The following is a 25,430-nucleotide window of genomic DNA, read 5'->3' as shown; positions in this document are numbered from 1 at the left end:
TGTAACCGCCAACCAGACCCAAACGTTGATTCGGCACTAAAAAAGCGATAAAATAGTTCCAAAGGGATTTACCCCGAAAGGAGCTGAGAATATGCCAACGATCAGAGAAGTAAAAACCGAGCTTCGTCACAGGGAGTGGGCAGAGCAGATACAGGAATGCCAAAGCAGCGGTATGACCGTAACAGCGTGGTGCAAGGAAAAGGGGATCAGTCAGCACACATACTACTCACGCCTGAATGTGGTGAGAAAAGAACTGCTGAAACGAGCGGAATTGCCTTTGCAGCAGATCGTACCGCTGAGTGTTTTTCAAAGCGTCACCTGCACGACAGCTGCGGTGCAGACACAATGTGTTGCGGACAGCGCTGAACCTGGGAAACCTGAACCGGCTGTCCCACAAAAGATGATCGTCCGTAAAGACGGGATCGAGGTCGAAATGCCAGCAGATATATCCGAGAGGCTTCTGCTCACGCTGCTGAGAGGTCTGAAAGAATGCTGAAAGACCTGACTGCTGACAATATCTACATCGTCTGCGGACATACGGATATGCGGAAGTCCATTGACGGACTTGCGGCACTTGTACAGCAGCAGTTTCAGCTTGACCTGTTCGCAAGCAGCGCATTTCTGTTCTGCGGCAGGCACAGAGATCGTATGAAGGTGCTTCTGTGGGAGGATGACGGTTTTTTACTGTTGTATAAACGTCTTGAAGACGGGAAATTCTCCTGGCCGTGCAATGAACAGGAGGTCAGGAATATTACCCGTGAACAATTCATCTGGCTCACGCAGGGACTGTCGATCGACCAACCAAAGGCAATCAAAAAAGTAGCCGGCGGTGTGGATATATGCTGACTTTTCCACGATGAAAATATACAGTAATGTGGACAATATTTCTATGCTTCAATGGCACTCTTTTTCTTGAAAGATCGGACAGATTATGGTATAATCAGAGTGTCATGAAACGTCCGGAAATTCAGGGAAGGGAGTGCTTTTGCTATGACATACGAAGAACTGAAAGCAGCATATGAAGCCGCTGTGCAGAAGTGCTCTGAGCTTGAAAAAGAAAATGATGAGCTGAAAAAATCGAACGAAGATCAGGCTCTTCACATCGAGCATCTGGAAGAGCAGATACTCAAACGGAACAAGATGCTCTTCGGACAGAAAAGCGAGAAATCGAAATTCATCTGCAACGGACAAATGAATCTGGATGGTAATGTGTTCAACGAAGCGGAAGAATTGTCAAATCTTTCTGCCGCTGAGCCTACCGAGGATTCCATCACAAAAAAATCGAAGAAAACCGGAAAGCATCGGGGAAGAAATGAACTGCGTGGTGATCTTGAAACGAAAGAGATCGTGCATACACTTCCCGAAGATCAGAGAAAATGTGCTGTTTGCGGCAGTAAGCTCGTGCCGTTTTCAAAAGAATACATCACCACACGGCTCTGCATTATCCCTGCGAAGATCTTTAAGATCACATACTTTCGTGAGGTCTACAAATGTGAACACTGCGATAAGCACGGAGATAAGGCGAATATTGTGAAGGCTCCGAATCTGACGCCTGTGCCTGTCATTCCGAGAGGTCTGCCGGAAGCAGAAATGATCGCATATATCGCTGAGGCGAAATATCTGCTTGGTGAACCGCTTTACCGTATGGAACAGCACTTCAAGATGCAGGGCATCTACCTAAACCGCACATCACTTGCAAACTGGATCATCAAAAGTTCAGAATGGCTTATACCTGTTGTGAAGCACTTCTGGAAGTATGCTTACCTCGAACCCGTCCTGAACGCTGATGAGACTACGCTGCGTGTCCTGAAAATACATGGAAGCTGGGACAGATATGGGTGGTCTGCACAGGAGCGTCAGCAAAGCTTCTGATCGCGATCTATACCTATCGGGACAGCCGTTCAAAGGTGACTGCGGAGGAACTTCTCGGCAGTTATGACGGTATCGTGCAGACCGATGGGCTGGGGTCTTATGGTTCGGGAGAATATCTGCACGCAGGCTGCTGGTCGCACGCTCGCCGCAAGTTTGTGGACAGCATACCTGAAAATGATAAAAACAGCAAAGCGGCAAAAGCTGTCGAGATCATCGACAGAGTATTTGCCTTGGAGCGTGAAGCAAGAAAAGCAAACGTCCCGCCGGAAAAGATATTGGAGATGCGGCAGAAAGAGGTAAGACCAATCATTGAGGAGTTCTACAGCTTCATCGGAACACTCAGACCGAGCAAAGGTTCACACCTTGGCGCGGCGGTCACCTATGCCCTGAATCAGAAAGACAAGCTCCTTTTGTTTTTAGATCATCCCGAAGTGGAAATGACAAATAATCTTGCAGAACACACCGTTAAGCCTTTTGTGATCGACCGTAAGAATTTTCTCTTTTCTGCGACGGATAAGGGTGCAGATGCGAGTGCTCTCTTCATGAGCGTGATCGAAACAGCCAAGCGAAACGGACTGAATGTGTTTGGTTATCTCTCCTATCTGATGCTTGTTCTCCCTTCATGGGGCAAAACACCTTCAGAAGAACAGCTTGACAGCATTATGCCGTGGAGTGCTACTCTGCCTGAAACCTGCCACAGAACATATCATCAGATCGTTGAAAACATGGCTGAGGTTAAGTGACAGCTTCTCATCCACAGTATTTCATAGTAACTGACAGTATTTCACCGCACAGTAATTCACAGTAACTCACTGCAATTCATTGTGATGAACCGAATACGGGATTTGAGCCGAGGTTGATCTCGGCTCATTTTTTTGCCCGCTGGTCCGGTTGGCGGTTACCTGAATTCATAGTAATCAAGCCCAAAGGATCATAATGCTACCGATTCTTTGGGCTGATTTATTTCATTTATTAGTATACCACTTTTCTACGATCTTGTCAAACTGTTACTCCACCGTCACCGATTTCGCCAAATTCCTGGGCTTATCCACATCATACCCCTTACCGACACTCACATAGTAGCTAATGAGCTGGAGCGGAATCACACTCAAGCTTCCTGCAAACAGCGGCTCAATCTGCGGCACATAGCACACAAACTCCGCCGTATCTTCAAGGAAATAATTTCCTGCAGTTGTAACAGCCATGACCCTTGCACCCCGGCTCTTGACCTCGACCATATTGCTGATTGTTTTCTCTACCAGCTTCTCTTGTGTCACCACAGAGAGCACAACCGTCCCATCCTCGATCAGGCTGATCGGGCCGTGTTTCAGCTCGCCTGCCGCATATGCCTCGGAGTGAATATAGCTGATCTCCTTGAGCTTCAGACTGCCCTCCATGCCGATCGCATAGTCGATACCACGACCGATGAAAAATGCATCGGAGATATTGATAAGCTTATTGGAATACCACTGGAGGCGTTCCTTGTCTTCAAGGATCTTCTCGACCTTTTCAGGAATCGTGTTGATCTCTACAAGAAGCTCGTTATAGCGTGCATCTTCAATCTCGCTTCTCGCCTTCGCAAACTGGAGAGCCAATAAGTACCCTGCAACAAGCTGACAGCTATACGCCTTTGTGGTCGCAACGGAGATCTCCGGACCTGCCAGCGTGTAGAACACATTGTCCGCTTCTCTCGCAATAGACGAGCCTACCACATTGACGATGCCGAGCGTCTTGACGCCTTTGTCCTTTGCCATGCGCAGTGCCGCAAGCGTGTCCGCAGTTTCACCGGACTGGCTGATCACAATGACCATGCTGTTCTTTTTCAGCGTCATATCACGATAGCGGAACTCCGATGCAAGCTCCACACGAACCGATAGACTGGTCAGGCTCTCAATCACATACTGCAAGTCCATACCAACATGATATGCCGAGCCGCAGGCGATGATATACACCTGGTCGAGTGTCTTCATCTCCTCATCCGTAAGGTTAACGGTATCGAAGTGAACAACGCCGTCCTTCACCACAGAATTGATGGTGTCACGAATCACCTTCGGCTGCTCGTGAATCTCCTTGAGCATGAAGTGCTCGTAGCCACCCTTTTCGGCAGATTCTGCATCCCACTTGATTTCCGTAAGCGGCTTTTCTATGACCTCGGAATCAATGTTATAGAATGTAACATTACCCTTTTCGAGTTTGGCAATCTCCATGTTGCCGATGTAGTAAACATTGCGGGTATATTTGAGAATGGCAGGAACGTCTGAAGCAACATAAGACTCACCATCTGCGATACCGATGATCATCGGGCTGTCTTTTCGGGCACAGTAGATCTCGCCAGGGAAGTCCTTGAACATGACACAGAGTGCATACGAGCCACGAATGCGAACCATTGCACGGGCAATCGCCTCGATCGGCTGCTGGGAATACTTCTTGTAATAATAGTCAATGAGCTTGACAGCGACTTCTGTGTCGGTTTGAGATTTGAACGTGTAGCCCTTCTTGATGAGCTTTTCACGCTGTTCCTGATAATTCTCGATGATACCGTTATGTACTGCAATCACGTTGCCGTCATCAGAAGAATGCGGATGTGCATTGATTGCAGACGGCTCACCGTGCGTCGCCCAGCGTGTATGACCGATGCCGCAGGTGCCCTTAACCGCCTTGCCATGATTGGTCATTTCGGCAAGGACTTTGAGCTTGCCTTTTTCCTTGATGACCTCTGCTTCCTTTTCGCCATCGCGAACAGCAATACCGGCAGAGTCATAGCCTCTGTATTCAAGTTTTGCAAGTCCGTCCAGAAGGATTGGGGCTGCTGGTTTTGTTCCTGTGAATCCTACAATTCCACACATGAAATAATCCTCCAGATTTTAACAATAGAATAGCTTTATCTATCAATCCGTTCAATCAGAGATTGATTATTATCAAACATATTATATCTACTAAATAATCTTAAAAAGAAATATCGTAGAAGATCTTTGGCTTTTGTCCGTAAATTCGTAATAATTTAGACAAAATTGTCTGAGTTGCCTTATAGTATTTCTGTGCAGAGTTTTCCTGATAATACGGATTAATAGGGAATGCATTGCCTTTAATTGTGAGAACATGAGCCATCGCATCTTCTATTTTTTTAGCATCACATTCCACATCAATAATGCTGTTTCCTCTCACTCTGCCATCCTGTCTTTTGCCAATATTGATTGTGTACACTCCAAGACTGGGAGCTTCAATAATTCCTGACGAGGAATTACCAATTAAACAAACTGAATGCTTCACAAGATAATGATAGGCATCGGTATGCAGGTTTTCATAATAATCTGCATTATCATGCTCCTCAACATACTTTTTAATTTTATCCCGGATAATGTTAGAATTTGTATCCGCATTTGAACCAATAAACACATATTTGTACGTAGATTTACGGCATATTGCTGAAAGAAGCTCTGTAACTTGTTCTGCTTCCGAACTGGTCGTTAATGTTTCAGGATGAAACAGCACAACAAAATATTGCTTTTCCGGTAAGTCTATTATTTCCTGTGGAACATTCTTTTCATCAATATAGAGACAATTTTCTGCACCCAGTGCGCCCAGATTAAACACGCGCTCCGGATCCTCTCCAAGTTGAATGACACGCCGTCTGTATTCTTCAGTTGAGGTGAAATGAAACAGACTCATCTTCGTAATTGCATGGCGGATGAACTCATCATAGTTTGCAAAGGTTGCCTCCCCTCCATGCACATGAAGAATTGGAATTTTCTGCATAGATGCCGCTATTGCAACCGGGAGCATTTCAAAACGATCTCCCAAGATAATCAACAAATCATAACTTACCTTTGAAAAATAGTCCGCAAAACAATCTAAAGCAATCGACATAGAATGTAGTATGGTGCAATTTGAAGAGGAATCAAGATCAATCGGAATCTCAACAGCCACATCAAAACCATCCTGATAGATCAAGTCTACCTGATGACCATAGGTGTTGTCAAGCAAAGCTCCTGTCGCAAGGATTTTGAGATCGAAAGTCTCATCCTCATGCATCAGTTTCAGATAATTTCGCATGATACCGTAATCGGCACGTGAGCCTGTTACAAATGCTACTTTATGCATAACCATCAACTTCTTTCCTTCATCAGAATCTTAGCTAATTCATAGTCAATCCTATCATCAATATCTACAGAGTCAATCCGATTCATCTTATATGCAAGCGAATGAGCACCAAAGAAATGCTTCTGCTTGAGATAGGCAGAAGGCTTTGCGATAAATATCGCACCATTTGGACTATAATCCATATAACCCTGTCGTCTGTAATTAGAAAAATCAGTATCAAAAAATTTCAGACTTCCATCCTCTGCAATGGGTTTCACTAGAACTGAGGCATGTTCTGCCTCCTTCACAGATACCAGAAAATCAAAATCCAAATAATGCTGCTCAAATTGTTCCAATGCTTCTCTCACATGCTTGGCTGTTCGCATCGGAGATGTCGGTTGTAGCAATACAAAATAGTCAATAGGATCTGAAATGCGGCTTAAAACATCCTCGATCACCATAAATGTCGTGGCAGTGTCATTTGATAATGAGTCGCTGCGTTCCATAAATTCTGCTCCGTACTGAACAGCAATTTCTCCATATCTCTTGGAGTCAGTAGAAACTATAATACGATCAAAGCATCCGCTTTGAACAGCAGCCTCAATCGAATAAGCTAACAGTGGTTTTCCACACAAATCAATGATGTTCTTGTCTTTTAGTCCCTTTGATCCAGAACGCGCCGGGATGATTGCAATTTTTTTCATAAATCTAATTTCCTCATTTTCACTTCGATTTCAGCTTGCAATATTTGATAACCTGTATTTGTTAAATGAAGACCATCCGTAGTGTATTGTTGCCTCAGATTTCCGTTTTCATCATCCATAAATGATGTATCTATCCAGACCACTGAGTCTGCAAGCCGCTTCTGTAATGCTGCATTCAACACATCAATCCGTGTATTGCTTCTATCGATTCGCCCATTTACATGCATACATGCAAGAAAAAGAATGGGGGCTGATTCATTTCTTAAGCGAATATAACGGATTGAAGCTTGAATACTATCTATAATTTCAGCTATCGTGTCGTCCCATACAATATCGTTCGTTCCATGCATGACAAGAAACGCATCATCCTCACATCTAAGCAGTTCGGTTTGAAGAATTTTCTCATCATACTCATAGCTAGATATTCCGGATACTCCGCAATTTCTAACATGATAGCCGCCGATTTCATCAATACTCCATTGGTCAAGCTGAGAATGTCCAATGAAACAGATTTGTTTTTGGTCATTCGATGCCGTGAAAACAGCGTTTTTATTGGAGATGATTTGGTCAATCATCCTTAAGACACGAGGTCGGTTTTCTGATTTCTTTTTCAGAATATCATAAAGAACGGGATCCTGTTTTGCATGTTCATCGCTTACCGAAAACGGATAAAAAGCATAATATTGCTGTCGCATATTTTATGCATCCTGCCACGCAAATCCGGTACGCTCAATCAGTTCATCCGCTTCAAAATCCCGCTCTGCTGTCATGCCGAGAACATGATACCATTCCATAGGACTAATGCCGTTTCCTGGTCGTTTACATGTCAAGTTTTCTTCTGAAAACACTTCACCTTTTTTGATGGAGCATTTGGCAATGATAGATTTTCTTGCCACAATTTTATTTTTACGTTCGGATTCTGATACTATCTTCGTACTACTACCAAGCATAGCTTCTGCCCTGCGAACATTGTCTACAATCTCCTTCAGTTCTGCCGGTGTTGCAGATGCCTTATGATCCGGACCAGGGAAATTCTTATCCAGAGTAAAATGCTTCTCTATCATCACAATATCCAATGCAGTAGCGATAACTGCCGCTACGCTGCCTACAGAATGATCAGAAAAACCAATGCTGTACTCCGGAAAATGTTTATGAAGATCGCTGATTGCAAGTACATTTACATCACAATCCGGTGTTGGATATTCTGTATTGCAATGCAGAATAGTTATTTCTTCTTTTTTAGCCCCTGCTTCAAGAAGAACCCCCAGGCAAGCCTGAACCTCTTCAATCAGCGCCATGCCAGTTGAAAGAATTATCCTTTTATTTTCACATCGGATCTGTGATATTTTTTCAAGATAAGGACGATTTGTTATCTCTCCGGAGGGAATCTTCCAAACATGCTGTCCGGACTCAGCCAGGAATGCAATAGAATCCAGATCAAAGGGTGTAGAAAATACATCCAAGCCCAAGGACAACGCATAATCACGAAGTTCAAGATAATCTTGCTGCGATAATTCGAGTTTCCGAGTCATTTCTAACTGAGAATCGGATGTTCCGGTTGTGACCTTCTGATACTCTGCTTTCGGAGCATATTTGGAGATCAGTGCATCAGCCTTAAAAGTTTGGAATTTCACGCCGTCTACACCACACTTCTTGGCTTCCAGCACCATTCGACGTGCAAGCTCTTTGTCCCCATTGTGGTTACAGCCTATTTCAGCGATAATATATATTTTTTTCATGATTATACTCCTCATCTCATCCAAGCATAGTATTCTTACTTATCACTCTGGCAGGAACACCTGCGGCTGTTACACCGCTGTCAATATTTTTCGTAACAACTGCACCTGCCCCAATCGTAGACCATTCTCCAATCTGAAGCTGTCCAATTGTCACGGAACAACTTCCGACAAAGGTACCTTCTCCAACTTTCACATCACCGTTGATTACAGCATTGGTGCTGATATTTACATGAGAAAAAACCTCGCAGCCATGTTCAACAAGTGCTCTGGTGTTGATGATACAATCATTATGAACAGTTGCTCCGGCATTAACAACGGAAAATTTACCAAAGAAACATCCGGTTCCAATTTTAGCCTGCGGCGATATTATAGCAGACTTGTCAACAACATTGATTAAGCGTAGTTTTCTTTCCTTTAATCTGTCATACCAGACTTTTCGTCTCATATTATTGCCGATCGCTATGAAATAGAAATATTTCTCTCGTTCTTCAATTTCATCCAAACTTCTGGCAACAATCGGATAACCTAAATGCTCAGATTTTTCAATGTTTTCATCAAGAAAGCCTGTGATTCTATAATTATAATAATCAATGGAATCCAAAACAGACTTTGCATAACCACCTGCACCGATAATAATAAGCCGTTCCATGTTAACCCCCTTCTATTTAGATGCCTTTCTCTTGAACAATTTTATTAGCTGATCCTTAAAGTGAATTATCGCAAAAATCAGCATACAAGTATATATGAATATAATAATGTAGCGTATAATGGTATGTGAATAAAGAGCATTTATTCCAACCGTAATAACTACTGCCAAGCCAACCGCGCTAAGAATAAACTTGTTCGGATATGTTTTACTATAACCCAAATATCGAACCAAGAGCATGTGTATGCCAAGCAACCATATAAAGCTGAAAAGTGTTGTATAAGCAGCAGAAATATACCCGAACTTTGGAATCAATAAATAGTTCAAAACATAATTAATGATTGCAGCAGATGCACTCGCTATCGCCATACCTACTGTTTTCTTTTTGAATTGCTCCACATTCACATACATAGTGTAGACGAACTGACACACACATCCCAGCATAACCGGAGGCATAACATATTTTGCCTCCATGTAGGGCTTACCGCCCATAATCATCATAATATCTGGTGAAATCAGCATAATTCCTAAAGCAAAATAAAGGAATATCAACACATATTTTTTTGAAAACGCTCTAATTTCATTAAAAGCATCTTCATGAAGTTTTTCACCTAACCATGGAGCAAATGCTGTGTTTAATGAAGTCACAAGAATCGTAACAACAGAACTACACTGATAAGCAATTGTGTATAGGGCATTTTCTTCTTCACCTCGAATATCAGTGATCATCATCTTATCAAGAGAATTTAAAAATGTCATTGATAAAAGGTGAGGAATAAACGGCAAGCAAATTGGGATTGCATACTTGATATAATCAAATTTGAACTTATGTCCAGCCTTCAACAACATGATTGCAAGCACAATTCCAATAAAAATTGTCGGAAGTGCGCTTCCCCATATTCTACCCGCCAATTTATCCTGCATTGTAACAACCATCAACACTGTTACAAACGCTGTTCCTACTGCAATTAGACAACTTATCAATACAGATTTCTTGTATCCAAAACGGTATCGCTCCTTAGCCTGAAATAAATTGACAACAGGTAGAAATAACAAGTATAAACACATACAATTTATATACGTGATGTCAATATGCATCTTTTCGGTAGCAAATTCTGAAAATAAATTAAACAACATGAACCATATTGCAGCCGAAACTCCACTAAATAACATCATTGTGCTTACATACGAATCAAATTCTTGCTCATATTCATATTTTGCACTGATAAATGTGCTTTCAAGTGTAAAGGTGATAAGAATGGTCATAACAGCAAGCCAAGAGGTGTAGTTTCCATATGCACCCATCTCATTTTTTGTGAGCAACCGTGTGAAAATAGGAGTTGTGATGATTCCAATACTTTTTGTAAGGAAATTCGCTGCTGTGTACCATATTCCTGATTTTAAAGCTTTGCGATTATTACCCATTTATGGTTCAACTCCTAAAAGCGAAATTAAGCTACTCATATTATTACTCATTTTGTCGTCTTTATTTCCTACAAGAACATTGCAAAGATATGCAATGGTAAAGATATAGTATAAGCTATACACATCAAATCCCATTCTTAAAATATATAATGCTATAAACAAACCAAGCATAGAGCTTATTTTTTTTCCTTTGGAAAAGACAAGTTGTTTTTCCATATAAAGAATAGAAGCACAAAAAGCCAAAAACGGAATAAGACCATACTTCGCCAATCGATCTAAAAACTGACTATGGGCACTGTACTGGATAGTGCCACTGAAATTTCTGTATACAATATCCATTCCTGAACCAAATAAAATGTTCTGATTATAGTATTTAATCGCTTGTTTCCAAAGTGTAGTTCGACCACTGAACGTCGTATCTCTCCCTATCCACTCCAAGACATCAAGAATGAACTGAAAACTACTACCTAGATATATAATAACAACTATTATTATTACTATTGAAAAAGGAATAATGGGTGAAATAACAATTTTCCCCCTAAGAATTCTGTAATTCACGAAAATGCACGTCAAACCTAACACACAAACAATTGTTGACCCAGAACCCATCATCACTCCCGTCAAGAAGAAAACCGCAAGATATATTATACTTCGGCTTGGAAGTTCTTTTCCCTCATATATTGATTTTCCCCATAGTGACATCAAGAAGACTATATAAACATTTATAGAAGCATTTTTGCTTCCCAAAAAATATATCGCATTATGTATATCATGTGCGTGATTGAAACCGTTTGGAAACAGAATAACCGATATAGCACCGATCCAACTCAATGCCCCAAACAAGTATATTATTGCATTCAGAAAAAAATTTTTTCTACGGTATATCAACAATTCAAAGAGACACAAAACTCCTACATCATATAGATAAGATAACATGACAGTGATTCTTGCTGAATTTATAAGACCAGAAAGAGCAACCAACAGCACATTGAGTAATAGTAACGTAAAGACCCATTTATTGGTTCTTTTCTTTATTCGATTAATATTTAACAAAAATATAAAAATTGTAAATATTGAAATCAGCATCCTTAATGCGGTAAAGAACTTTCCCAGTAAAGTAAAAAAAGTTGTATTTATGCCATACAATATAAAGCTATCAATACATCCTGGCTGAAAGAACGGAATTAAGCATATTATTCCCAAATAATCCATCAAATCAATACGCTTCCCTACCCGGAAACTAATTGGCAACTTAATCATATTATCTTATCCTCAATTCCAACAACAATTTTTCAAATTCTTCTATCGTCCTCGGGCAATAGATTTTACTTTTATCTGAGTAGATTCGGATAAGCCTGTTAATAACATCATCAATATTTTTACTCCTTGCCTCATCTTCCGGAGGATATATCATATTTGTGAAAATCAGTATTGGTTCTTTTCCGTATAAGATTTTAGGAGTAAACTGGGCTGTTGAATATCTACCGATAAGAATTGATTTTTCACTAAGTTGATTTACACAAGATAGTTCCCACGAAATGCCTCGCATATCCATATTTAAGTTTTCATAAAGCGATACATCTTGTCTTGGATGAGGTCGAACCAATACATTCTCTTTTAGTGTATTTTCAAGAACCTGCACAATGGATTTCTCACATTCTAAAGTTTTTATCATTCTCGTCTTATTATAATCATCGCCCGGTTGTCCAAGGTAAATGAAAGTATATTCACAATATATAGATGCATCTTCTTGTGGGAATATCTGACGAATCAGCATTTCCATTTCAGGATTCTCATAAATCCCCGCTACCTTTTCTACTTTATTCTGGTAGATTCCTTCATAAAAATCAGGACAGAACAATAGTACTTTCTCAGGATATATTTTATCTGCTCCACGACCTGTCAATTTTGAAAAAAAACGATCAATATTAGATGTCAGGGTTGAATTATTACTTCTTAAATATGTTCCTAAACCATCCTCATATAAGTAAATATGAGCACACGGAAAAGAATAAATAAACCACTGAGCCATTGCACCAAAATGAGATACTAATACAGCATCATAATAATCTGTTCGTTTGAGCTCCGGTTCAACCATACTTTTTTTTAATATCCAACGTGGTTGCAAATAGCTTCTAACTTTATATAGATACTTATTAATTTGATTTTGATGCTGAATAACTCTTCTGAGGTAATAAATGTTTAGAAGTACTTGATCGTTAACCATTCGCTCGACAATCTCTAAATTCTGTGGAACATTATCGATATCCACATATAAATCAACACTATCAATTGAACTACAATTACCATATACGAAGCAGCTTGCTACAAAAAGTTGATATGGGGTGTTACAAAATATAGCATACTTCAATTAGACACCCCCACATCTATCGTTGCCCATAATAAGCATTCGGACCATGTTTTCTCATATAATGCTTATCCAAAATATACTGCTGCATCCTCGCTGATGGATTAATCAGCAACGTCTTCAAATCCATCTCAGCAACCTTTTCCATAACCACTGCATGGTATACAGAAGCTGTTGCATCCTTTCCCCAAGCGAACGGACCATGATTCTTCACAACAATTCCCGGAACAGCAAGTGGCTTGATTTCTCGCTGATTGATTGTTTCTACAATAACCTTCCCGGTATTCAGCTCATAATCTTCATCGACTTCTTCTTTTGTAAGCTCTCGAGTACAGGGAATTGCCCCATAGAAATAATCTGCATGAGTTGTTCCAAGTGCAGGAATATCAACCCCAGCTTGCGCATAAGCTACTGCATTCACAGAGTGCGTATGCGTTATTCCGCCAATCTCAGGGAACTCTCTATAAATCTCCAGATGTGTTTTGGTATCAGAGGAGGGTTTCCACTTGCCTTCTACCGTCTGGCCAGTTTGCAAATCTACAACAACCATATCTTCCGGATGCATACCATCGTAATCCACACCAGAAGGCTTTATGATAACAAGGCCCTTTTCTCTGTCAATTCCGCTGACATTGCCCCATGTATAGATAACAACACCTCTGGCAACAAGCTCCAGATTTGCTGCACAAACTTCTTCTTTAAGTTTTTCGAGCATAGTATCCTCTCCGTTAATCAAGCTCTCTCATGATATCGAGGGTATGACGAATACCCTCTTCAACTGTAAACTGCCCCTGCCAACCAAGTGCTTCTAGTTTTTTACTGTTGAGTACTTGCTTGGCGATCGGAGTCATTTCTGCTTTAGCAATCTCATCAGGGTCAGCAAAGATAACTCTTGTCCCTGTCTGAGCGGCAACTTCCTTTGCAAATCCTGCAATTGTGGTTCTCGACTGAGAATTGGCAATATTATATGCATTCCCGCTCTCGCCACTTGTCAGCACCGATAATATTGCAGAAGCAGAATCAGCAAGATACGTATAGGAGCGCATCTGATTCCCGGCACTGTTCAGTACAATATTCTCTCCTGCAAGCCCCTTATTTACAAACTGTGCATTTGCACGGTTATCCACTTTTGTGACAGTCGGTCCGTAAGTATGGCTCGGGCGAACTATAACCGTATCAAGTTCGTACTGCTTAGTGTATGATACACAAAGGGTCTCTGCCGCTCTCTTTCCGTTGGGATAGCATGAACGTGCAGAAGTAGGATCTACATAACCTGCATAGGTCTCATCAAAGGATTCAAGGCTGAGGTTACCCTGTCCGTAAACCTCACCCGATGAGATATAAAGCATACGCTTTGCTCCGTGAACCTTGCCATAATCAAGAAGCTGCTTTGTACCAAGTATATTACTCATCACAGTTCCTACAGGATCACTGTTAAATGCCGCCGGAAACGCAGGACTTGCTGCGTGAATTATATAGTCTACATCGAAGCTAAAACCTGGTAATTCATTTACATTATGTTCAACTAGATGAAGCTTATCCGTTTCGATTCCTGCATATCTTATAGCCAATCTCTCGGCACTCAGATCCATTGCATATACTGTAATGTTCGCATTCATATTAGAATTTGCCCAAAGCAGCATATCAGCGATAAAAGAACCAATCAGACCTGAACCACCTGCAATTAGTACTGATGAACCAAACAGCTTCTCAATCCCTATGCTCGCTGTCACAGCAATCTCTATATCCTTTTTATAGCTTTTACTTTTATAGAAATTCATATATCTTAATCCTTTAACCAATCAGAACGTTTCGCTTTCAACAGTGCTTTGAAAATATCAATATCCTCAACAGTTGTCAGTTTGATATTCTTCTCAGAGCCTGCTGAAAAATAAACCTGCTCACCCATCTCAATCATAAGCGTACAGGAAGCAACGGAATTTGTAATTCCTGCTTCAAGTGCTCTTCTGTGGAGATCACAAATCTTTCCGATTGTGAATCCTTGCGGAGTCTGTGTTCTTTTCAAATTATCTCTCGGATAGCTGCCGGTGGACACCTTGCCGTCCTCTGTTTGCATCATAGCTTCTGCGCATGGAATGACTGTAATTGCATTTCCATATTTCTTGGTCTTGCTGATACAATCAGAGATAATTTCAGCAGAAACCATCGGGCGAATGGCATCATGAATCAAAACAATATCGTCCTTATCAAAATGCTTTTCAAGTTCATATACACCGTTACGGATAGAATCCTGTCCATTTTTGCCGCCTGGAACGACATACTTGAGTTTCGTAATGTTGAACTGCTTTGCATAAGCCCAAAGCACCTGCTCCCACCCCTCAATGCAGACAACTGCGATTGCATCAATTTCCGGATGATTCTGAAACGCCTCAAGGGTGTACACAATAACCGGTCGCTCATGTACTGTAATGAACTGTTTAGGAATGTCTTGATGCATTCTGTTGCCGGAACCGCCGGCGATTAAAAGTCCGATATTAGCCATAGTTTTATCTCCTTATTCATTCCTCATTGTCATAATTCAAATTCAATATAAGTGTGTCTTTCTTTAGCAGCATCTTGAGGAATTGTCATGTAATCTGCACCATATCTTTTCGTAAGATAATAATCTGAGTTACAAGGAATATTCGCCTTTATATCTTCAAAATCTGTCTTTATGGTTTTTTCCAGATATTCTCGCTTAAATATCTCTCCAAAATAGTGAGCCCCACCACTTGGACAAACGACGTATTCTGAATGATCGTTCTTCACAGACGAAAAGCATTTGTCACTCAAAAACATCCATTTTTCCATTTTGCGAAACTGAAATATTTTGCTTAGTCTGCACCTAAGTTTCACTGCCTTAATTAATTCAGGGCTGCTTGCCCCACACTTCAACAAATTTTTCTTACATGCCTCTGTACGAACAAAACTGTCAATTGCAAGATACGCTGTTGAACGCAGCCCATGCAGCATTCGCAATACTGCGTTATCAGGTGCATTTTCAAGAATAAAAATATCAATAAACAATCCTTGTGTTCCCTCTGCTGATTGAACAGGCTTTATCTTGGTACCTAACTTTTCAATCGTTGGAAAATGAAGAATATAACCATCATCTCCAGGAAGTCTCAACCTGTATTTACCTCCAAGCTGTTGGTTAAATATCTTCTTAAACTTCTCGAAGTTTTTTCTAGTCATAAAAAGATCAATATCATCATCCCAAGGAATAAAACCGTGATGCCGAACAGCACCAATGATACTTCCTCCCGATAAACTCCACTGTATATCATTTGTATCAAATACGTCAATCAAATCCTTCAGCATATCTAGTAAGGTCGCTTTCAACTTTGTAAGCTCATTATCATCAACTACATGCAACCCCGATTTTTTTGCATCAAGTCTTTTTATTTGATTGATCATGCCCATAATATCACCCTTTTCTTATGAAACTGTCAAAAGAGATATACTATTGAATCAAGCCTTTTTCTACTGCAGCTTTGAACGCTTCCGCCATGTGATCGAATGTATAATTCGATATTATCATCTTAGAATTCTTGCCAAATATTTTTTCAAGCTCATCATCACTGAGTATTTTTTCTATATAATATGGCAATTCTTTTTCTAATTTACTTGCATCAATAACATAACCATTGATGCCCGAAAAAACCAAATCAATTGCACTTCCGGTCGCATTTGTTGCAAGAATAGGCAATGAAAACGACATAGCCTCGTTGACCGTTAAACCCCAAGGCTCAACTTTTCCCTTGTACGTATTTGCCAGAACAAAAAGATTCGCCGCAGAGTAATACATAGCGCGGTTTTCTGGCTTGACACTCCCTACAAAATGAATATTGGGAGCATTATTCGCCAAAGGTTGAACTGTTTCAGAACCTGGTCCACAAATTAACAAATGCCACTTTTGATTTTGAAGTTTGCTAAAACAAGTAATTAGTTCTGCTGCACCCTTATAGGATTCAAGTCTACCAAAGAATAAAACAATCTTATGGTCATTAGGAATTCCTAATTCATTGCGAATTATCTGTATATCTGCCTCGCATTCCTCCACTTCACTGACATTACAACAGCGAATTAACTTTTCAGAAGGGATATTCATTCTCTGATAGAACGAATATGTATTCATGCTAGGAGTTATAAAATAATCGATTGACCTTCGATTCAGTCTCGTATAAATATGTCTAATCTGCTGTTTAAACCACTTGCTGATTGATTCTTTTCCTACATCCATGGGCCAATACTCCCAAAAATAAAGAACCGTTTTGCCCTTTTTATGATAGTAATGGCTTAAACGTGTTGTGAGATCAAGATAGAAAGCACTATTCATGGAAGGAACAACAATTCCATCAAAATTCTCTTGATCAAGAATTGAGGTTAATTTTGAAAAATGACTATCTTCTTCCGATAGGAATGTAATATTTAGCCCTTGATAATCCGGTTTGTATTCAACCCCTTGATACCCAACTTCATATCCATTCAAAATAACAACATGAACGTCCATTATTTTTGAGATACTTTTGAAGAGTGACAATCTATACCAATTTAAATTCGTATACAGATAAATCAACTTCATACTTTGATACGCCTTTCAATCTAATAAAGTTCTTTAAAAAGATTCAGTAATTTTCTATCAACTATCATTTTTATATTTAAATATTATTGGAACAATCGACACTGCATCATTCCAGTATCTTTTTATCAATCTTCCAGGATCCTGTGTAATACGAAACAGCCATTCTAGCCCGTGGTCTGCCATCCATTTTGGTGCTCGCTTGACATTACCAGCCTCAAAATCAATTGTAGCCCCGATTGAAATGGATAAGGCTGCATTAAGCCGATTTTGAATGTGATACAAGAACTTTTCGCCCTTGGGAGATCCAAGCGATACAGCAAGAACATCCGTTTTTGCAGCGTTAATCATATCAATGATTTTATCGACTTCAGACTCATCCGTTTCAAATCCAAGTGGGGGAGAATATGTCCCAGATATCTGAAGTCTTGGGTATTTTTCTTTCAGATTATTTGCAGCTCTTTCTGCTACACCTTCAGCTGCACCAAGTATAAATATCCTGTATCCTCTTTTGGCGGCTAACTGACACATTTTTGGAAACAGATCCGATCCAGACACCTTTTCCTTGATAGGAGTGCCTTTCCACTTCGCAATCCACAACAGCGGCTTACCGTCTGTAAGAACTAAAGCTGCATTTTCATAAACCTTTTTAAACAATTGATCCTTTTCAAGTAGAACAATATGATCCATATTGGGGGTGACAACATAGGAATGACTATTTGCTTTTATTAGACAGTCTATTTCCTTGATTGCCTCATTCATAGTAAGATTATCAATATGTGTATTTAGAAATTTCATCCTCATATGTTATCTCCAACCTATTGCCCTCTCCAAAAATTAAGAGTATCTTTAATTATTTCGTCTATTCCTATTTCTGTACACCAACCTGTGTGTACAGTTAATTTATCATGATTTCCACAAACAACAGGTGTATCACTCGGACGCATTCTTGACGGATCTTGATGGACCTCAATCGCAGCTTTTGCCATACCAATCATCTTAATCAATATTTGTTGAGCAGTATAGGTAACACCAGAACAAATATTATAAACTTCTCCGGAATGACCTTTTTCAGCAATCAACCGGATTGCACGACAAGCATCATTCACATGAGTAAAATCTCTTGCACTTTCAAGATTGCCAACAGAAAGATATCCTCTCCGCCCTCGTTCAATCTCAACGATTCCGGACGCAAAATCAGAGAGCATAAATCCCTTAGCCTGACCTGCACCGCCAAGATTAAACTGCCGAACCATGCAGACATTCATACCATAGTTCATATTGTAAAGCTGTGCAAATTGCTCCTGTGCTTGCTTGGAAATTGCATATGGTGTCATAGGGCTAACTGGTATTTCTTCTACCACATTAGCCCCACGTTCTTTTAGATTTCCATACTCATCAGAAGAACCAATTGCAATCACTCTCATTTTCGGATTCACAGTTTTTACTGCTTCCAGTATATTAATCAATCCGATAGTGTTAAGGTGTACAGTGAGCTGCGGTTTCTTCCATGAAAGTCCAACATTTGCCTGCCCAGCCATATTAACTAAAACATCCGGACGGTGCTGAGATATAATATCCAGCACCATATCCGAATTCATAACGTCCATTGAAATGATATCGCCTTCTGCTTTCAAATCGCAGCGAATCACCTCATATCCATTTTCTTCAAGTTCATCGCTTAGGTGCTTTCCGTAAAAACCAGCGCTACCTGTAATCAAAGCTATCACTTGCTTTCAGCCTCTTTTTTCGCAAGCTGGAGATCATGTTCTGCCATGATAGCACAAAGCTGTTCATAGCTAGTCTTCTGGGGATTCCATCCCAGCTTAGTCTTGGCCTTAGTAGGATCACCCCAAAGATTAACAACATCAGTTGGACGATACCACTTAGGATTTACACAAACGAGCATCTTACCAGTCTTCTTGTCATAGCCCTTTTCGTCCAAACCTTCGCCCTTCCATTCAAGTTCAATGCCATCGTTTTTGAATGCGAGGGTAGTGAACTCACGAACAGTGTGCTGAACGCCAGTCGCAATTACATAGTCATCCGGCTCGTCCTGCTGAAGAATCAGCCACATACACTCCACATAATCCTTTGCATAACCCCAGTCACGCAGAGAATCGAGATTGCCAAGCTCCAAATGATCCTGGAGACCGCAAGCAATACGTCCTGCCGCAAGTGTGATCTTACGAGTAACAAAATTGTCTCCACGGCGCTCAGACTCGTGGTTGAATAGAATACCATTGCAGGCGAAAATGCCATAAGCCTCGCGGTATTGTCTAATCATCCAAAAGCCGTACTGCTTTGCAACAGCATATGGGCTATACGGGTGGAACGGCGTATTCTCGTTCTGCGGAACTTCCTCAACCTTACCGTAAAGTTCTGAAGTAGAAGCTTGGTATACACGACAAGTCTTGTCCAGACCAGCAGTATGTACAGCCTCAAGAATTCTCAAAACGCCGATTGCATCGACATCACCCGTGTACTCAGCAGCATCAAAAGAAACCTGAACATGACTCTGAGCTGCAAGGTTGTAGATCTCATCAGGTTTTACCTGAAGCACGATACGAATAATGCTGGAAGAATCGGAGAGATCACCCTCATGAATGATCAGCTTATCGAGGATATGATCAATACGGGATGTTGTAGAAACAGATGCTCTTCGGATGATGCCATGAACCTCATAACCCTTTTCAAGCAGCAACTCTGCAAGATACGATCCGTCCTGTCCTGTAATACCTGTAATAAGTGCCTTCTTCATTAGTGTTTTCTCCTTTTACATTTTAGTTATTACGAGCGATACATTTCCTTCAACACTCATAATAGCATCAGTTGCAGGAATAAATACCGTTTCGCCTGAATTGATGGGCATTGCCTCGCCCAGCATAAGAGTACCTGAGCCCTTGATGCAGGTGATCGAATAGAAACTGTCATCTGATAGCGGAATTTGCTGCTGTTCTTGCACATCCACAAAAGAAACATTAAAGTATTTGCAACTTACCTTTCCGTCAAATGATTTTGGCTCATATTTGCGATAATTCAACACATCAAGAGCCTTTTCAAGATGAAGTTCTCTCGGATTACCGAACTTATCACGTCTGTCATAGTCATACAGTCTATATGTACTGTTGCTGCTCTGCTGAATTTCGCAGATCAGATTTCCAGCGCCGATTGCATGAACTGTACCAGCCGGAATGAAGAATACATCGCCTGGCTTGGTTGGGTGAAAGTCAAGCACTTCCATAACAGTGTTATCCTTGATTCTCTGCGCAACTTCCTCCCTGCTAACATCTCTGTTAAAACCAACATAGAGACCAGCACCAGGTTCTGTATCTATGACATACCACATTTCAGTCTTTCCGTAGCCATTTTCATGTCGCAATGCGTATGTATCATCAGGGTGAACTTGCACTGAAAGATTCTGTTTCGCATCAATGAGTTTAATAAGAAGCGGAAAGTCTTTATTTGCATCATATTTCGTTCCGAGAGCTGATAATCCTATCTTTTCAAGATATTCAGTGAAAAGCATTCCTTCGCACTGACCGCCAGCTACTATGCTTGTTCCGTCAGGATGAGCTGATAATTCCCAGCTTTCTGCGATGATATCAAAATCACATGGTTTATGATAGATGTCTCTGAGCTTTGTACCGCCCCACAGATAGTCTTTAAATGCAGGAGAAAGTTTAACTATTGGATCTATGCTCATAGCAATTCCTTTCTGCCTGTCTCGCTGAGAGCATCGACTATTTTCTTGACATTCTGCGCCCTATCTTTCTTACAAACCATGATAGCATCCGGTGTTTCAACAATAACAAGTCCTTCAACATCAACCGCAGTTACAGTCTTGCCGGATGAATAAATAACAGAATCCTTAGAGTCAATTGCAACCACATCACCAAGCAGGATATTTCCATCCTCATTAGGCGTGTGAAGCACATCCATCATATCCCAACTTCCGACATCATTCCAGCCACAATCACCAGGAATAACAAGTACATCACCTTTAGCTGCACTAGGCTCCATCACAGCATAATCTATTGAGATCTTACGTATATTTGGATAAACTTCATTCAGCACTTCCTGTTCGGCTGGTGTGTTCATCGCATCACCAAGCTTCTTCAAATCAGCATAGATATCAGGAACGTATTCTTTCAGTTTTTTCAAGATGAGTGAAGCTTTCCAAATAAACATACCGCTGTTCCAAGCATAATGCCCGCTCTCAATATACCTCTTAGCAGTTTCTTCATCAGGCTTTTCCTTAAACTCGATAACAGGCTTTACTGCATCCGAAACTGTAGCATCATACTTTATGTAACCGAATCCGGTAGACGGGAATGTCGGCTTCAAGCCAATAGTAACAAATTTATCCTGCTCTTCAGCGGTAAGAATAGCTGTCTTGAAAATCTCTGTCAGAGCAGGTACATTTTCAATGTAATGGTCAGCAGGCGTAATAATCATAACACCGTCACCGTACTTGCGATATATTTCCATTGCAGCATAGCCAATGCACGCCGCTGTATTTCGAGCTGCAGGTTCTGCAAGAATATTCATTGGGAACACTTTGCCAAGTGTAGCAGTAATCATCGCAGGAGCTTGCACATCAGCTGTTACAATAAAAATATTGCTCTTTCCGATAACGGTAGCAATACGTTCTACTGCCTCATTGACCATTAAGTCCTTGCCGGAAAGATTCAGTAACTGCTTTGGTGTCTTTTGTCTTGATAGCGGCCAAAAACGAGTTCCGCCACCGCCTGCCATGATTACTCCATAATGATTCATAAACTTCTCCTCTTACTATGTAATGACTTACTTTATTCTTTCAGCAAGCTCGGCACCGATTGATTCTTCAATCTTTTCTGCTTCACTTCTATTTTTCGCTGTTACACTGATGTATGCTTTAACCTTCGGTTCAGTACCGGAAGGACGGATAACAACAGAGCCAGATTCAGTATAGAATTTTAGAACATCCGAAGCTGGAAGTCCGTCAAGACCCTTGCTGTAGTCCAGAGTCTTAACTACCTTCTGACCTGCGAAATTATCCACTCCACGATGGAAATCTGCCATTATTTCCTGCATCTTTACCATTCCGGCAGAACCACCAAACTCATAGAACCGAAGCGTATTTAGGCAGAAACCATAAGTATTAAAGAGTTCATCAAGCTTTTCACTCAAACTGATATCTCTAGTCTTGTAAAACGCAAACATCTCACAGATAATAAAAGCAGCATTGACCGCATCCTTATCACGCACATAAGAACCTGTCAAATAACCATAGGATTCCTCAAAGCCGCAAACATAGTCCTTTTCTCTGCCTTGTGCTTCCAATTTGCCGATGACTTCACCAATGAACTTGAAGCCAGTCAGAACATTGACAGTCTCAAGTCCATAATGCTCTGCAATCTTCTCTGCAAGATCCATTGTAACGACAGTTTTCACAAACACAGGATGCTCTGGCATTTGATTGTGCTTGATTCTCTGAGCACAAATATAATCAAGAAGAAGGAGACCAACCTCATTACCCGACATCAACTGATATTCACCAGATAATGTTTTCACCGCAATACCGCAACGGTCTGCATCGGGATCAGTGGCGAGGAGTAAATCAGCACCCGTCTTTTCACAATACTGAAGTCCGAGATCCATTGCTTCTCTCATCTCTGGATTCGGGAAAGGACAAGTCGGGAAATTGCCATCTGGGTTACGCTGTTCTTCAACAACAGTTATATTTGTGAACCCACTTTCTTCTAGCACTCTGGTAACCGGCTTTAAACCAGTGCCATTCAAAGGACTATATACAATAGCAACATCTCTGTTAATCTCATCACCGAAAAGAACGCTCTGCTTTTTAACTTCCTCGATAAAGGAGGTGAGCACAGATTCATCAATATAATCAATAATACCGGATTGCAGATCTTCTTCAAAAGAGGAATTCTTAACATCAGCAAAGATATCAAGCTTTTCAATCTCAGCAAGAATGGCTGCAGCAGCTTCTGTTGTAATCTGACAACCATCAGCTCCGTAGACTTTGTAACCGTTATACTTACTGGGGTTGTGGCTTGCAGTAATCATGATACCAGCGGAAGCACCTAATGCTCTTACTGCATAGCTAACAGTAGGAACAGGGAGAAGTTCAGACCAGATATGAACTTTTATTCCGTTTGCTGCAAATACTCCAGCCGCAACTTTTGCAAAAGCATCGCTCTTAATACGGCTGTCATAACCTATAACAACGCTTGTAGCAGAGCCTAGATAGCTCGCAAGCCCTTGGCTCGCCTTAGAAACTGTATAAACATTCATTCGGTTCGTGCCAGCACCAATTGTACCACGCAGCCCACCTGTTCCAAATGCCAAATCACGATAAAATGCGTCTTCCATCGCTTTTTCATCCATGTTCTGCAGTTCTTTTTGCAAATCAGTGTCTGCAACATTTTCAAGCCATCTTTTATACTCCGCCTTATAATCCATTACCAAACTCCTTATTATAATATAATAATCATAGCTTTTACGGCAATTACTATATAAAGCAATAAACGAGTAAAATACCCGTTCATCGCCATTTCAAGCCTCATTTATGTGTATACGGTATCCCCAAGCTGGGACTTCAACAGTTTCATTTCCTGCCTAGTTTTTCGCATATAACGCACCAACGACGTTTTCGGATATGCTAAAAGCCCACTAAACCCTAAGCACTCCCTAAGAAGCTCCACCATTAACACGGCAATCATTTCCCCATTCATATCAATTCATCAATGATCACTAATCAATTGGTTTATATTGGTTTATAATAATGGTCATATTCCAAATAAAGCACACATCCTAAAGTGGTAACCAGATCATGAGAGATAAAAAGTCTTACATATTGGATTAAAGAACTTCCATCAATTGAAACATCTAGGTTTAATGCCTTGTCTCTAATATAGAATTAGTCCAAAGCCGTTTTCATTGTAACCATCCGGAAACAGTTGAACTCATACCGCAAGTGAATGCTAACTGAATGCCGTTCGTCTCAAGTTTCTCAAATCTATGTGTCAGACAGAACATCTTGAATGCCCATAGGTATCGGGATTAACACCGGATAATAAATCATAGGTTTATCGCAAACAGAAAAAAGTGATTGAATTCTACTATGATCAGCAGATATTTTTTCAGCATCACAAATCCAAATACACCTTAATCTACCATGATAAAATAAGCAACTATATAGTATAATTATAGCACACACGCTGATAAGTGTCAAGCAAATCCATCGACAAAAAATCTGGAAAAGCAAAAAAAATTGCACAAAAAATTTGACTTTTTCTGTTGATATTGTCAATGACTTGCCGTGGTTGATATCTTTTAGAGCAAAATCTATTTTCTCGCGGTATTTCTCAAATGACTCTCATAAATAAGCTTTGACCGTTATTCCATTAAGGCAATACCGCACAAAGATTGTGCGACAGATGCGTCGTCAAATTTTTCGTCAGATGAAACAAAAAGCGGAGTGAATACTTGATGTATTCACGAGCATTTTTGTGAAATATGACGGAGAATTTGCAAGCAGATGGCGTGCAAAGTCGCCAGACGCTCTTTGTGCGGTGTTGCCTTAAGAATTTTGTGATATCTGCAATGCTTCACAAAAAGACCTTTCTTCTATCACATCATTATAGCCATCTTTATTATTCTCCGTTTTATTCCAAAGCTTGTAATATAATTGATCTGAAGAATCAGAAAAAATAGAAACTCTTGCGATCAAATCTTCATTGTGATTTTCGATGACGTCTCCTCCGAACCCTGGTATTTGTTCGAAATCAAAAAGAAGCTGTTTACTAATGCGATAAAACCTTAAGTTTATATAGTAGTTTTCTGTTTCTGAATAACTGACTGAGGTATTGATGATATCATTATCATAAATGAAATCTTGTACTTTTTGATGCAATAGATCCAAATCAGTGCATTCATTTTTTAGTAACCGCCAACCAGACCAGCGGGCAAAAAAATGAGCCGAGATCAACCTCGGCTCAAATCCCGTATT

The 25,430-nt window shown here is 40.6% G+C and carries 25 protein-coding genes; 4 read left to right on the top strand and 21 right to left on the bottom strand.

Annotated features, from left to right (window positions below; all coding sequences use genetic code 11):
- Positions 1-91: 91 nt before the first annotated feature.
- The 4 genes from DXB92_RS11560 to DXB92_RS14335 all read left to right on the top strand — a co-directional run bounded on the left by DXB92_RS11560 (position 92) and on the right by DXB92_RS14335 (position 2,615).
- Positions 92-496 (top strand): hypothetical protein, encoded by a 405-nt coding sequence (locus DXB92_RS11560; protein ID WP_117733971.1) that lies wholly within the window; start codon positions 92-94, stop codon positions 494-496.
- Entirely contained in the window at positions 490-846 is a 357-nt protein-coding gene (gene tnpB, locus DXB92_RS11555; RefSeq protein ID WP_117733970.1) for an IS66 family insertion sequence element accessory protein TnpB, read from the top strand. The genes DXB92_RS11560 and tnpB overlap by 7 nt, the downstream gene beginning before the upstream one ends.
- Positions 847-990: 144 nt before the next feature.
- Positions 991-1,872, top strand: a complete 882-nt coding sequence (locus DXB92_RS14340; protein WP_117733969.1) for a transposase — start codon at positions 991-993, stop codon at positions 1,870-1,872.
- Positions 1,839-2,615, top strand: a complete 777-nt coding sequence (locus tag DXB92_RS14335; protein WP_181977049.1) for an IS66 family transposase — start codon at positions 1,839-1,841, stop codon at positions 2,613-2,615. Before DXB92_RS14340 ends, DXB92_RS14335 begins: the two co-directional genes overlap by 34 nt.
- Before the next feature lie 264 nt (positions 2,616-2,879).
- Here the strand turns inward: DXB92_RS14335 and glmS are convergent, their stop codons facing one another.
- From glmS to DXB92_RS13800, 21 genes are all read right to left on the bottom strand, one after another.
- A complete protein-coding gene (gene glmS / locus DXB92_RS11540) occupies positions 2,880-4,718 on the bottom strand; it encodes a glutamine--fructose-6-phosphate transaminase (isomerizing) (RefSeq protein ID WP_117733967.1) in 1,839 nt (612 codons plus the stop codon).
- Between the two features lie 100 nt (positions 4,719-4,818).
- On the bottom strand, positions 4,819-5,973 hold the full coding sequence (neuC, locus tag DXB92_RS11535) for a UDP-N-acetylglucosamine 2-epimerase (RefSeq protein WP_242986661.1): 1,155 nt from the start codon (positions 5,971-5,973) through the stop codon (positions 4,819-4,821).
- Between the two features lie 5 nt (positions 5,974-5,978).
- A complete protein-coding gene (locus DXB92_RS11530) occupies positions 5,979-6,656 on the bottom strand; it encodes an acylneuraminate cytidylyltransferase family protein (RefSeq protein WP_117733965.1) in 678 nt (225 codons plus the stop codon).
- Entirely contained in the window at positions 6,653-7,351 is a 699-nt protein-coding gene (locus tag DXB92_RS11525; RefSeq protein WP_117733964.1) for a GDSL-type esterase/lipase family protein, read from the bottom strand. The genes DXB92_RS11530 and DXB92_RS11525 overlap by 4 nt, the downstream gene beginning before the upstream one ends.
- Positions 7,352-7,354: 3 nt before the next feature.
- On the bottom strand, positions 7,355-8,395 hold the full coding sequence (gene neuB, locus DXB92_RS11520; protein WP_117733963.1) for an N-acetylneuraminate synthase: 1,041 nt from the start codon (positions 8,393-8,395) through the stop codon (positions 7,355-7,357).
- 16 nt (positions 8,396-8,411) lie between these two features.
- Positions 8,412-9,044 carry an acetyltransferase gene (locus DXB92_RS11515; RefSeq protein ID WP_117733962.1) on the bottom strand — a complete coding sequence of 211 codons (633 nt, stop codon included), beginning with the start codon at positions 9,042-9,044 and terminating at the stop codon, positions 8,412-8,414.
- 12 nt (positions 9,045-9,056) lie between these two features.
- Positions 9,057-10,466, bottom strand: coding sequence for an oligosaccharide flippase family protein (locus DXB92_RS11510; protein ID WP_117733961.1), 1,410 nt, complete (start codon positions 10,464-10,466; stop codon positions 9,057-9,059).
- Positions 10,467-11,726 (bottom strand): O-antigen ligase family protein, encoded by a 1,260-nt coding sequence (locus DXB92_RS11505; RefSeq protein WP_117733960.1) that lies wholly within the window; start codon positions 11,724-11,726, stop codon positions 10,467-10,469.
- 1 nt (position 11,727) lies between these two features.
- Positions 11,728-12,837, bottom strand: a complete 1,110-nt coding sequence (locus tag DXB92_RS11500; RefSeq protein ID WP_147330057.1) for a polysialyltransferase family glycosyltransferase — start codon at positions 12,835-12,837, stop codon at positions 11,728-11,730.
- A 16-nt stretch (positions 12,838-12,853) separates the two neighbouring features.
- The gene (locus DXB92_RS11495) at positions 12,854-13,549 is read right to left on the bottom strand and encodes an L-ribulose-5-phosphate 4-epimerase (RefSeq protein ID WP_117733958.1); all 696 of its coding nucleotides are present in this window, start codon (positions 13,547-13,549) and stop codon (positions 12,854-12,856) included.
- Positions 13,550-13,562: 13 nt separating this feature from the next.
- Positions 13,563-14,615, bottom strand: a complete 1,053-nt coding sequence (locus DXB92_RS11490) for an NAD-dependent epimerase/dehydratase family protein (RefSeq protein WP_117733957.1) — start codon at positions 14,613-14,615, stop codon at positions 13,563-13,565.
- Between the two features lie 5 nt (positions 14,616-14,620).
- Complete coding sequence (locus DXB92_RS11485) at positions 14,621-15,337, bottom strand: IspD/TarI family cytidylyltransferase (protein ID WP_117733956.1); 717 nt, start codon at positions 15,335-15,337, stop codon at positions 14,621-14,623.
- A gap of 29 nt (positions 15,338-15,366) precedes the next feature.
- Complete coding sequence (locus tag DXB92_RS11480) at positions 15,367-16,257, bottom strand: LicD family protein (protein WP_117733955.1); 891 nt, start codon at positions 16,255-16,257, stop codon at positions 15,367-15,369.
- Between the two features lie 40 nt (positions 16,258-16,297).
- Positions 16,298-17,419 (bottom strand): glycosyltransferase family 4 protein, encoded by a 1,122-nt coding sequence (locus tag DXB92_RS11475; RefSeq protein ID WP_117733954.1) that lies wholly within the window; start codon positions 17,417-17,419, stop codon positions 16,298-16,300.
- A 57-nt stretch (positions 17,420-17,476) separates the two neighbouring features.
- Positions 17,477-18,220, bottom strand: coding sequence for a WecB/TagA/CpsF family glycosyltransferase (locus tag DXB92_RS11470; RefSeq protein WP_347512273.1), 744 nt, complete (start codon positions 18,218-18,220; stop codon positions 17,477-17,479).
- Between the two features lie 14 nt (positions 18,221-18,234).
- Positions 18,235-19,146 carry a GDP-mannose 4,6-dehydratase gene (locus DXB92_RS11465; protein ID WP_117733953.1) on the bottom strand — a complete coding sequence of 304 codons (912 nt, stop codon included), beginning with the start codon at positions 19,144-19,146 and terminating at the stop codon, positions 18,235-18,237.
- Positions 19,143-20,177: a GDP-mannose 4,6-dehydratase gene (gmd, locus tag DXB92_RS11460; protein WP_117733952.1), complete on the bottom strand. Its 1,035-nt coding sequence runs from the start codon at positions 20,175-20,177 to the stop codon at positions 19,143-19,145. The genes DXB92_RS11465 and gmd overlap by 4 nt, the downstream gene beginning before the upstream one ends.
- Before the next feature lie 15 nt (positions 20,178-20,192).
- Positions 20,193-21,122, bottom strand: coding sequence for a type I phosphomannose isomerase catalytic subunit (locus tag DXB92_RS11455; RefSeq protein WP_117733951.1), 930 nt, complete (start codon positions 21,120-21,122; stop codon positions 20,193-20,195).
- Positions 21,119-22,195 (bottom strand): sugar phosphate nucleotidyltransferase, encoded by a 1,077-nt coding sequence (locus DXB92_RS11450; RefSeq protein WP_117733950.1) that lies wholly within the window; start codon positions 22,193-22,195, stop codon positions 21,119-21,121. The genes DXB92_RS11455 and DXB92_RS11450 overlap by 4 nt, the downstream gene beginning before the upstream one ends.
- A 27-nt stretch (positions 22,196-22,222) precedes the next feature.
- Complete coding sequence (locus tag DXB92_RS11445; RefSeq protein WP_117733949.1) at positions 22,223-23,881, bottom strand: phospho-sugar mutase; 1,659 nt, start codon at positions 23,879-23,881, stop codon at positions 22,223-22,225.
- Between the two features lie 1,120 nt (positions 23,882-25,001).
- A partial coding sequence (locus DXB92_RS13800; protein ID WP_181977048.1) for a hypothetical protein occupies positions 25,002-25,430 on the bottom strand: 429 nt, incomplete at its 5' end.

Origin of the sequence: Ruminococcus sp. OM06-36AC, assembly GCF_003438725.1 — a bacterium.
GTDB classification, from domain to species: Bacteria; Bacillota; Clostridia; order Oscillospirales; family Ruminococcaceae; genus Ruminococcus_C; species Ruminococcus_C callidus.
The sequence above is the reverse complement of the archived record's forward strand: the minus strand, read 5'-3'. Positions and strand labels throughout refer to the sequence as shown.

Excerpts from the sequence above, each read along its gene's own strand:
- DXB92_RS11560 (WP_117733971.1), top strand. The coding sequence starts at position 92 with ATGCCAACGATCAGAGAAGTAAAAACCGAGCTTCGTCACAGGGAGTGG.
- tnpB (WP_117733970.1), top strand. The coding sequence starts at position 490 with ATGCTGAAAGACCTGACTGCTGACAATATCTACATCGTCTGCGGACAT.
- DXB92_RS14340 (WP_117733969.1), top strand. The coding sequence starts at position 991 with ATGACATACGAAGAACTGAAAGCAGCATATGAAGCCGCTGTGCAGAAG.
- glmS (WP_117733967.1), bottom strand. The coding sequence starts at position 4,718 with ATGTGTGGAATTGTAGGATTCACAGGAACAAAACCAGCAGCCCCAATC.
- neuC (WP_242986661.1), bottom strand. The coding sequence starts at position 5,973 with ATGCATAAAGTAGCATTTGTAACAGGCTCACGTGCCGATTACGGTATC.
- DXB92_RS11530 (WP_117733965.1), bottom strand. The coding sequence starts at position 6,656 with ATGAAAAAAATTGCAATCATCCCGGCGCGTTCTGGATCAAAGGGACTA.
- DXB92_RS11525 (WP_117733964.1), bottom strand. The coding sequence starts at position 7,351 with ATGCGACAGCAATATTATGCTTTTTATCCGTTTTCGGTAAGCGATGAA.
- neuB (WP_117733963.1), bottom strand. The coding sequence starts at position 8,395 with ATGAAAAAAATATATATTATCGCTGAAATAGGCTGTAACCACAATGGG.
- DXB92_RS11515 (WP_117733962.1), bottom strand. The coding sequence starts at position 9,044 with ATGGAACGGCTTATTATTATCGGTGCAGGTGGTTATGCAAAGTCTGTT.
- DXB92_RS11510 (WP_117733961.1), bottom strand. The coding sequence starts at position 10,466 with ATGGGTAATAATCGCAAAGCTTTAAAATCAGGAATATGGTACACAGCA.
- DXB92_RS11505 (WP_117733960.1), bottom strand. The coding sequence starts at position 11,726 with ATGATTAAGTTGCCAATTAGTTTCCGGGTAGGGAAGCGTATTGATTTG.
- DXB92_RS11495 (WP_117733958.1), bottom strand. The coding sequence starts at position 13,549 with ATGCTCGAAAAACTTAAAGAAGAAGTTTGTGCAGCAAATCTGGAGCTT.
- DXB92_RS11490 (WP_117733957.1), bottom strand. The coding sequence starts at position 14,615 with ATGAATTTCTATAAAAGTAAAAGCTATAAAAAGGATATAGAGATTGCT.
- DXB92_RS11485 (WP_117733956.1), bottom strand. The coding sequence starts at position 15,337 with ATGGCTAATATCGGACTTTTAATCGCCGGCGGTTCCGGCAACAGAATG.
- DXB92_RS11480 (WP_117733955.1), bottom strand. The coding sequence starts at position 16,257 with ATGGGCATGATCAATCAAATAAAAAGACTTGATGCAAAAAAATCGGGG.
- DXB92_RS11475 (WP_117733954.1), bottom strand. The coding sequence starts at position 17,419 with ATGAAGTTGATTTATCTGTATACGAATTTAAATTGGTATAGATTGTCA.
- DXB92_RS11470 (WP_347512273.1), bottom strand. The coding sequence starts at position 18,220 with ATGAGGATGAAATTTCTAAATACACATATTGATAATCTTACTATGAAT.
- gmd (WP_117733952.1), bottom strand. The coding sequence starts at position 20,177 with ATGAAGAAGGCACTTATTACAGGTATTACAGGACAGGACGGATCGTAT.
- DXB92_RS11455 (WP_117733951.1), bottom strand. The coding sequence starts at position 21,122 with ATGAGCATAGATCCAATAGTTAAACTTTCTCCTGCATTTAAAGACTAT.
- DXB92_RS11450 (WP_117733950.1), bottom strand. The coding sequence starts at position 22,195 with ATGAATCATTATGGAGTAATCATGGCAGGCGGTGGCGGAACTCGTTTT.
- DXB92_RS11445 (WP_117733949.1), bottom strand. The coding sequence starts at position 23,881 with ATGGATTATAAGGCGGAGTATAAAAGATGGCTTGAAAATGTTGCAGAC.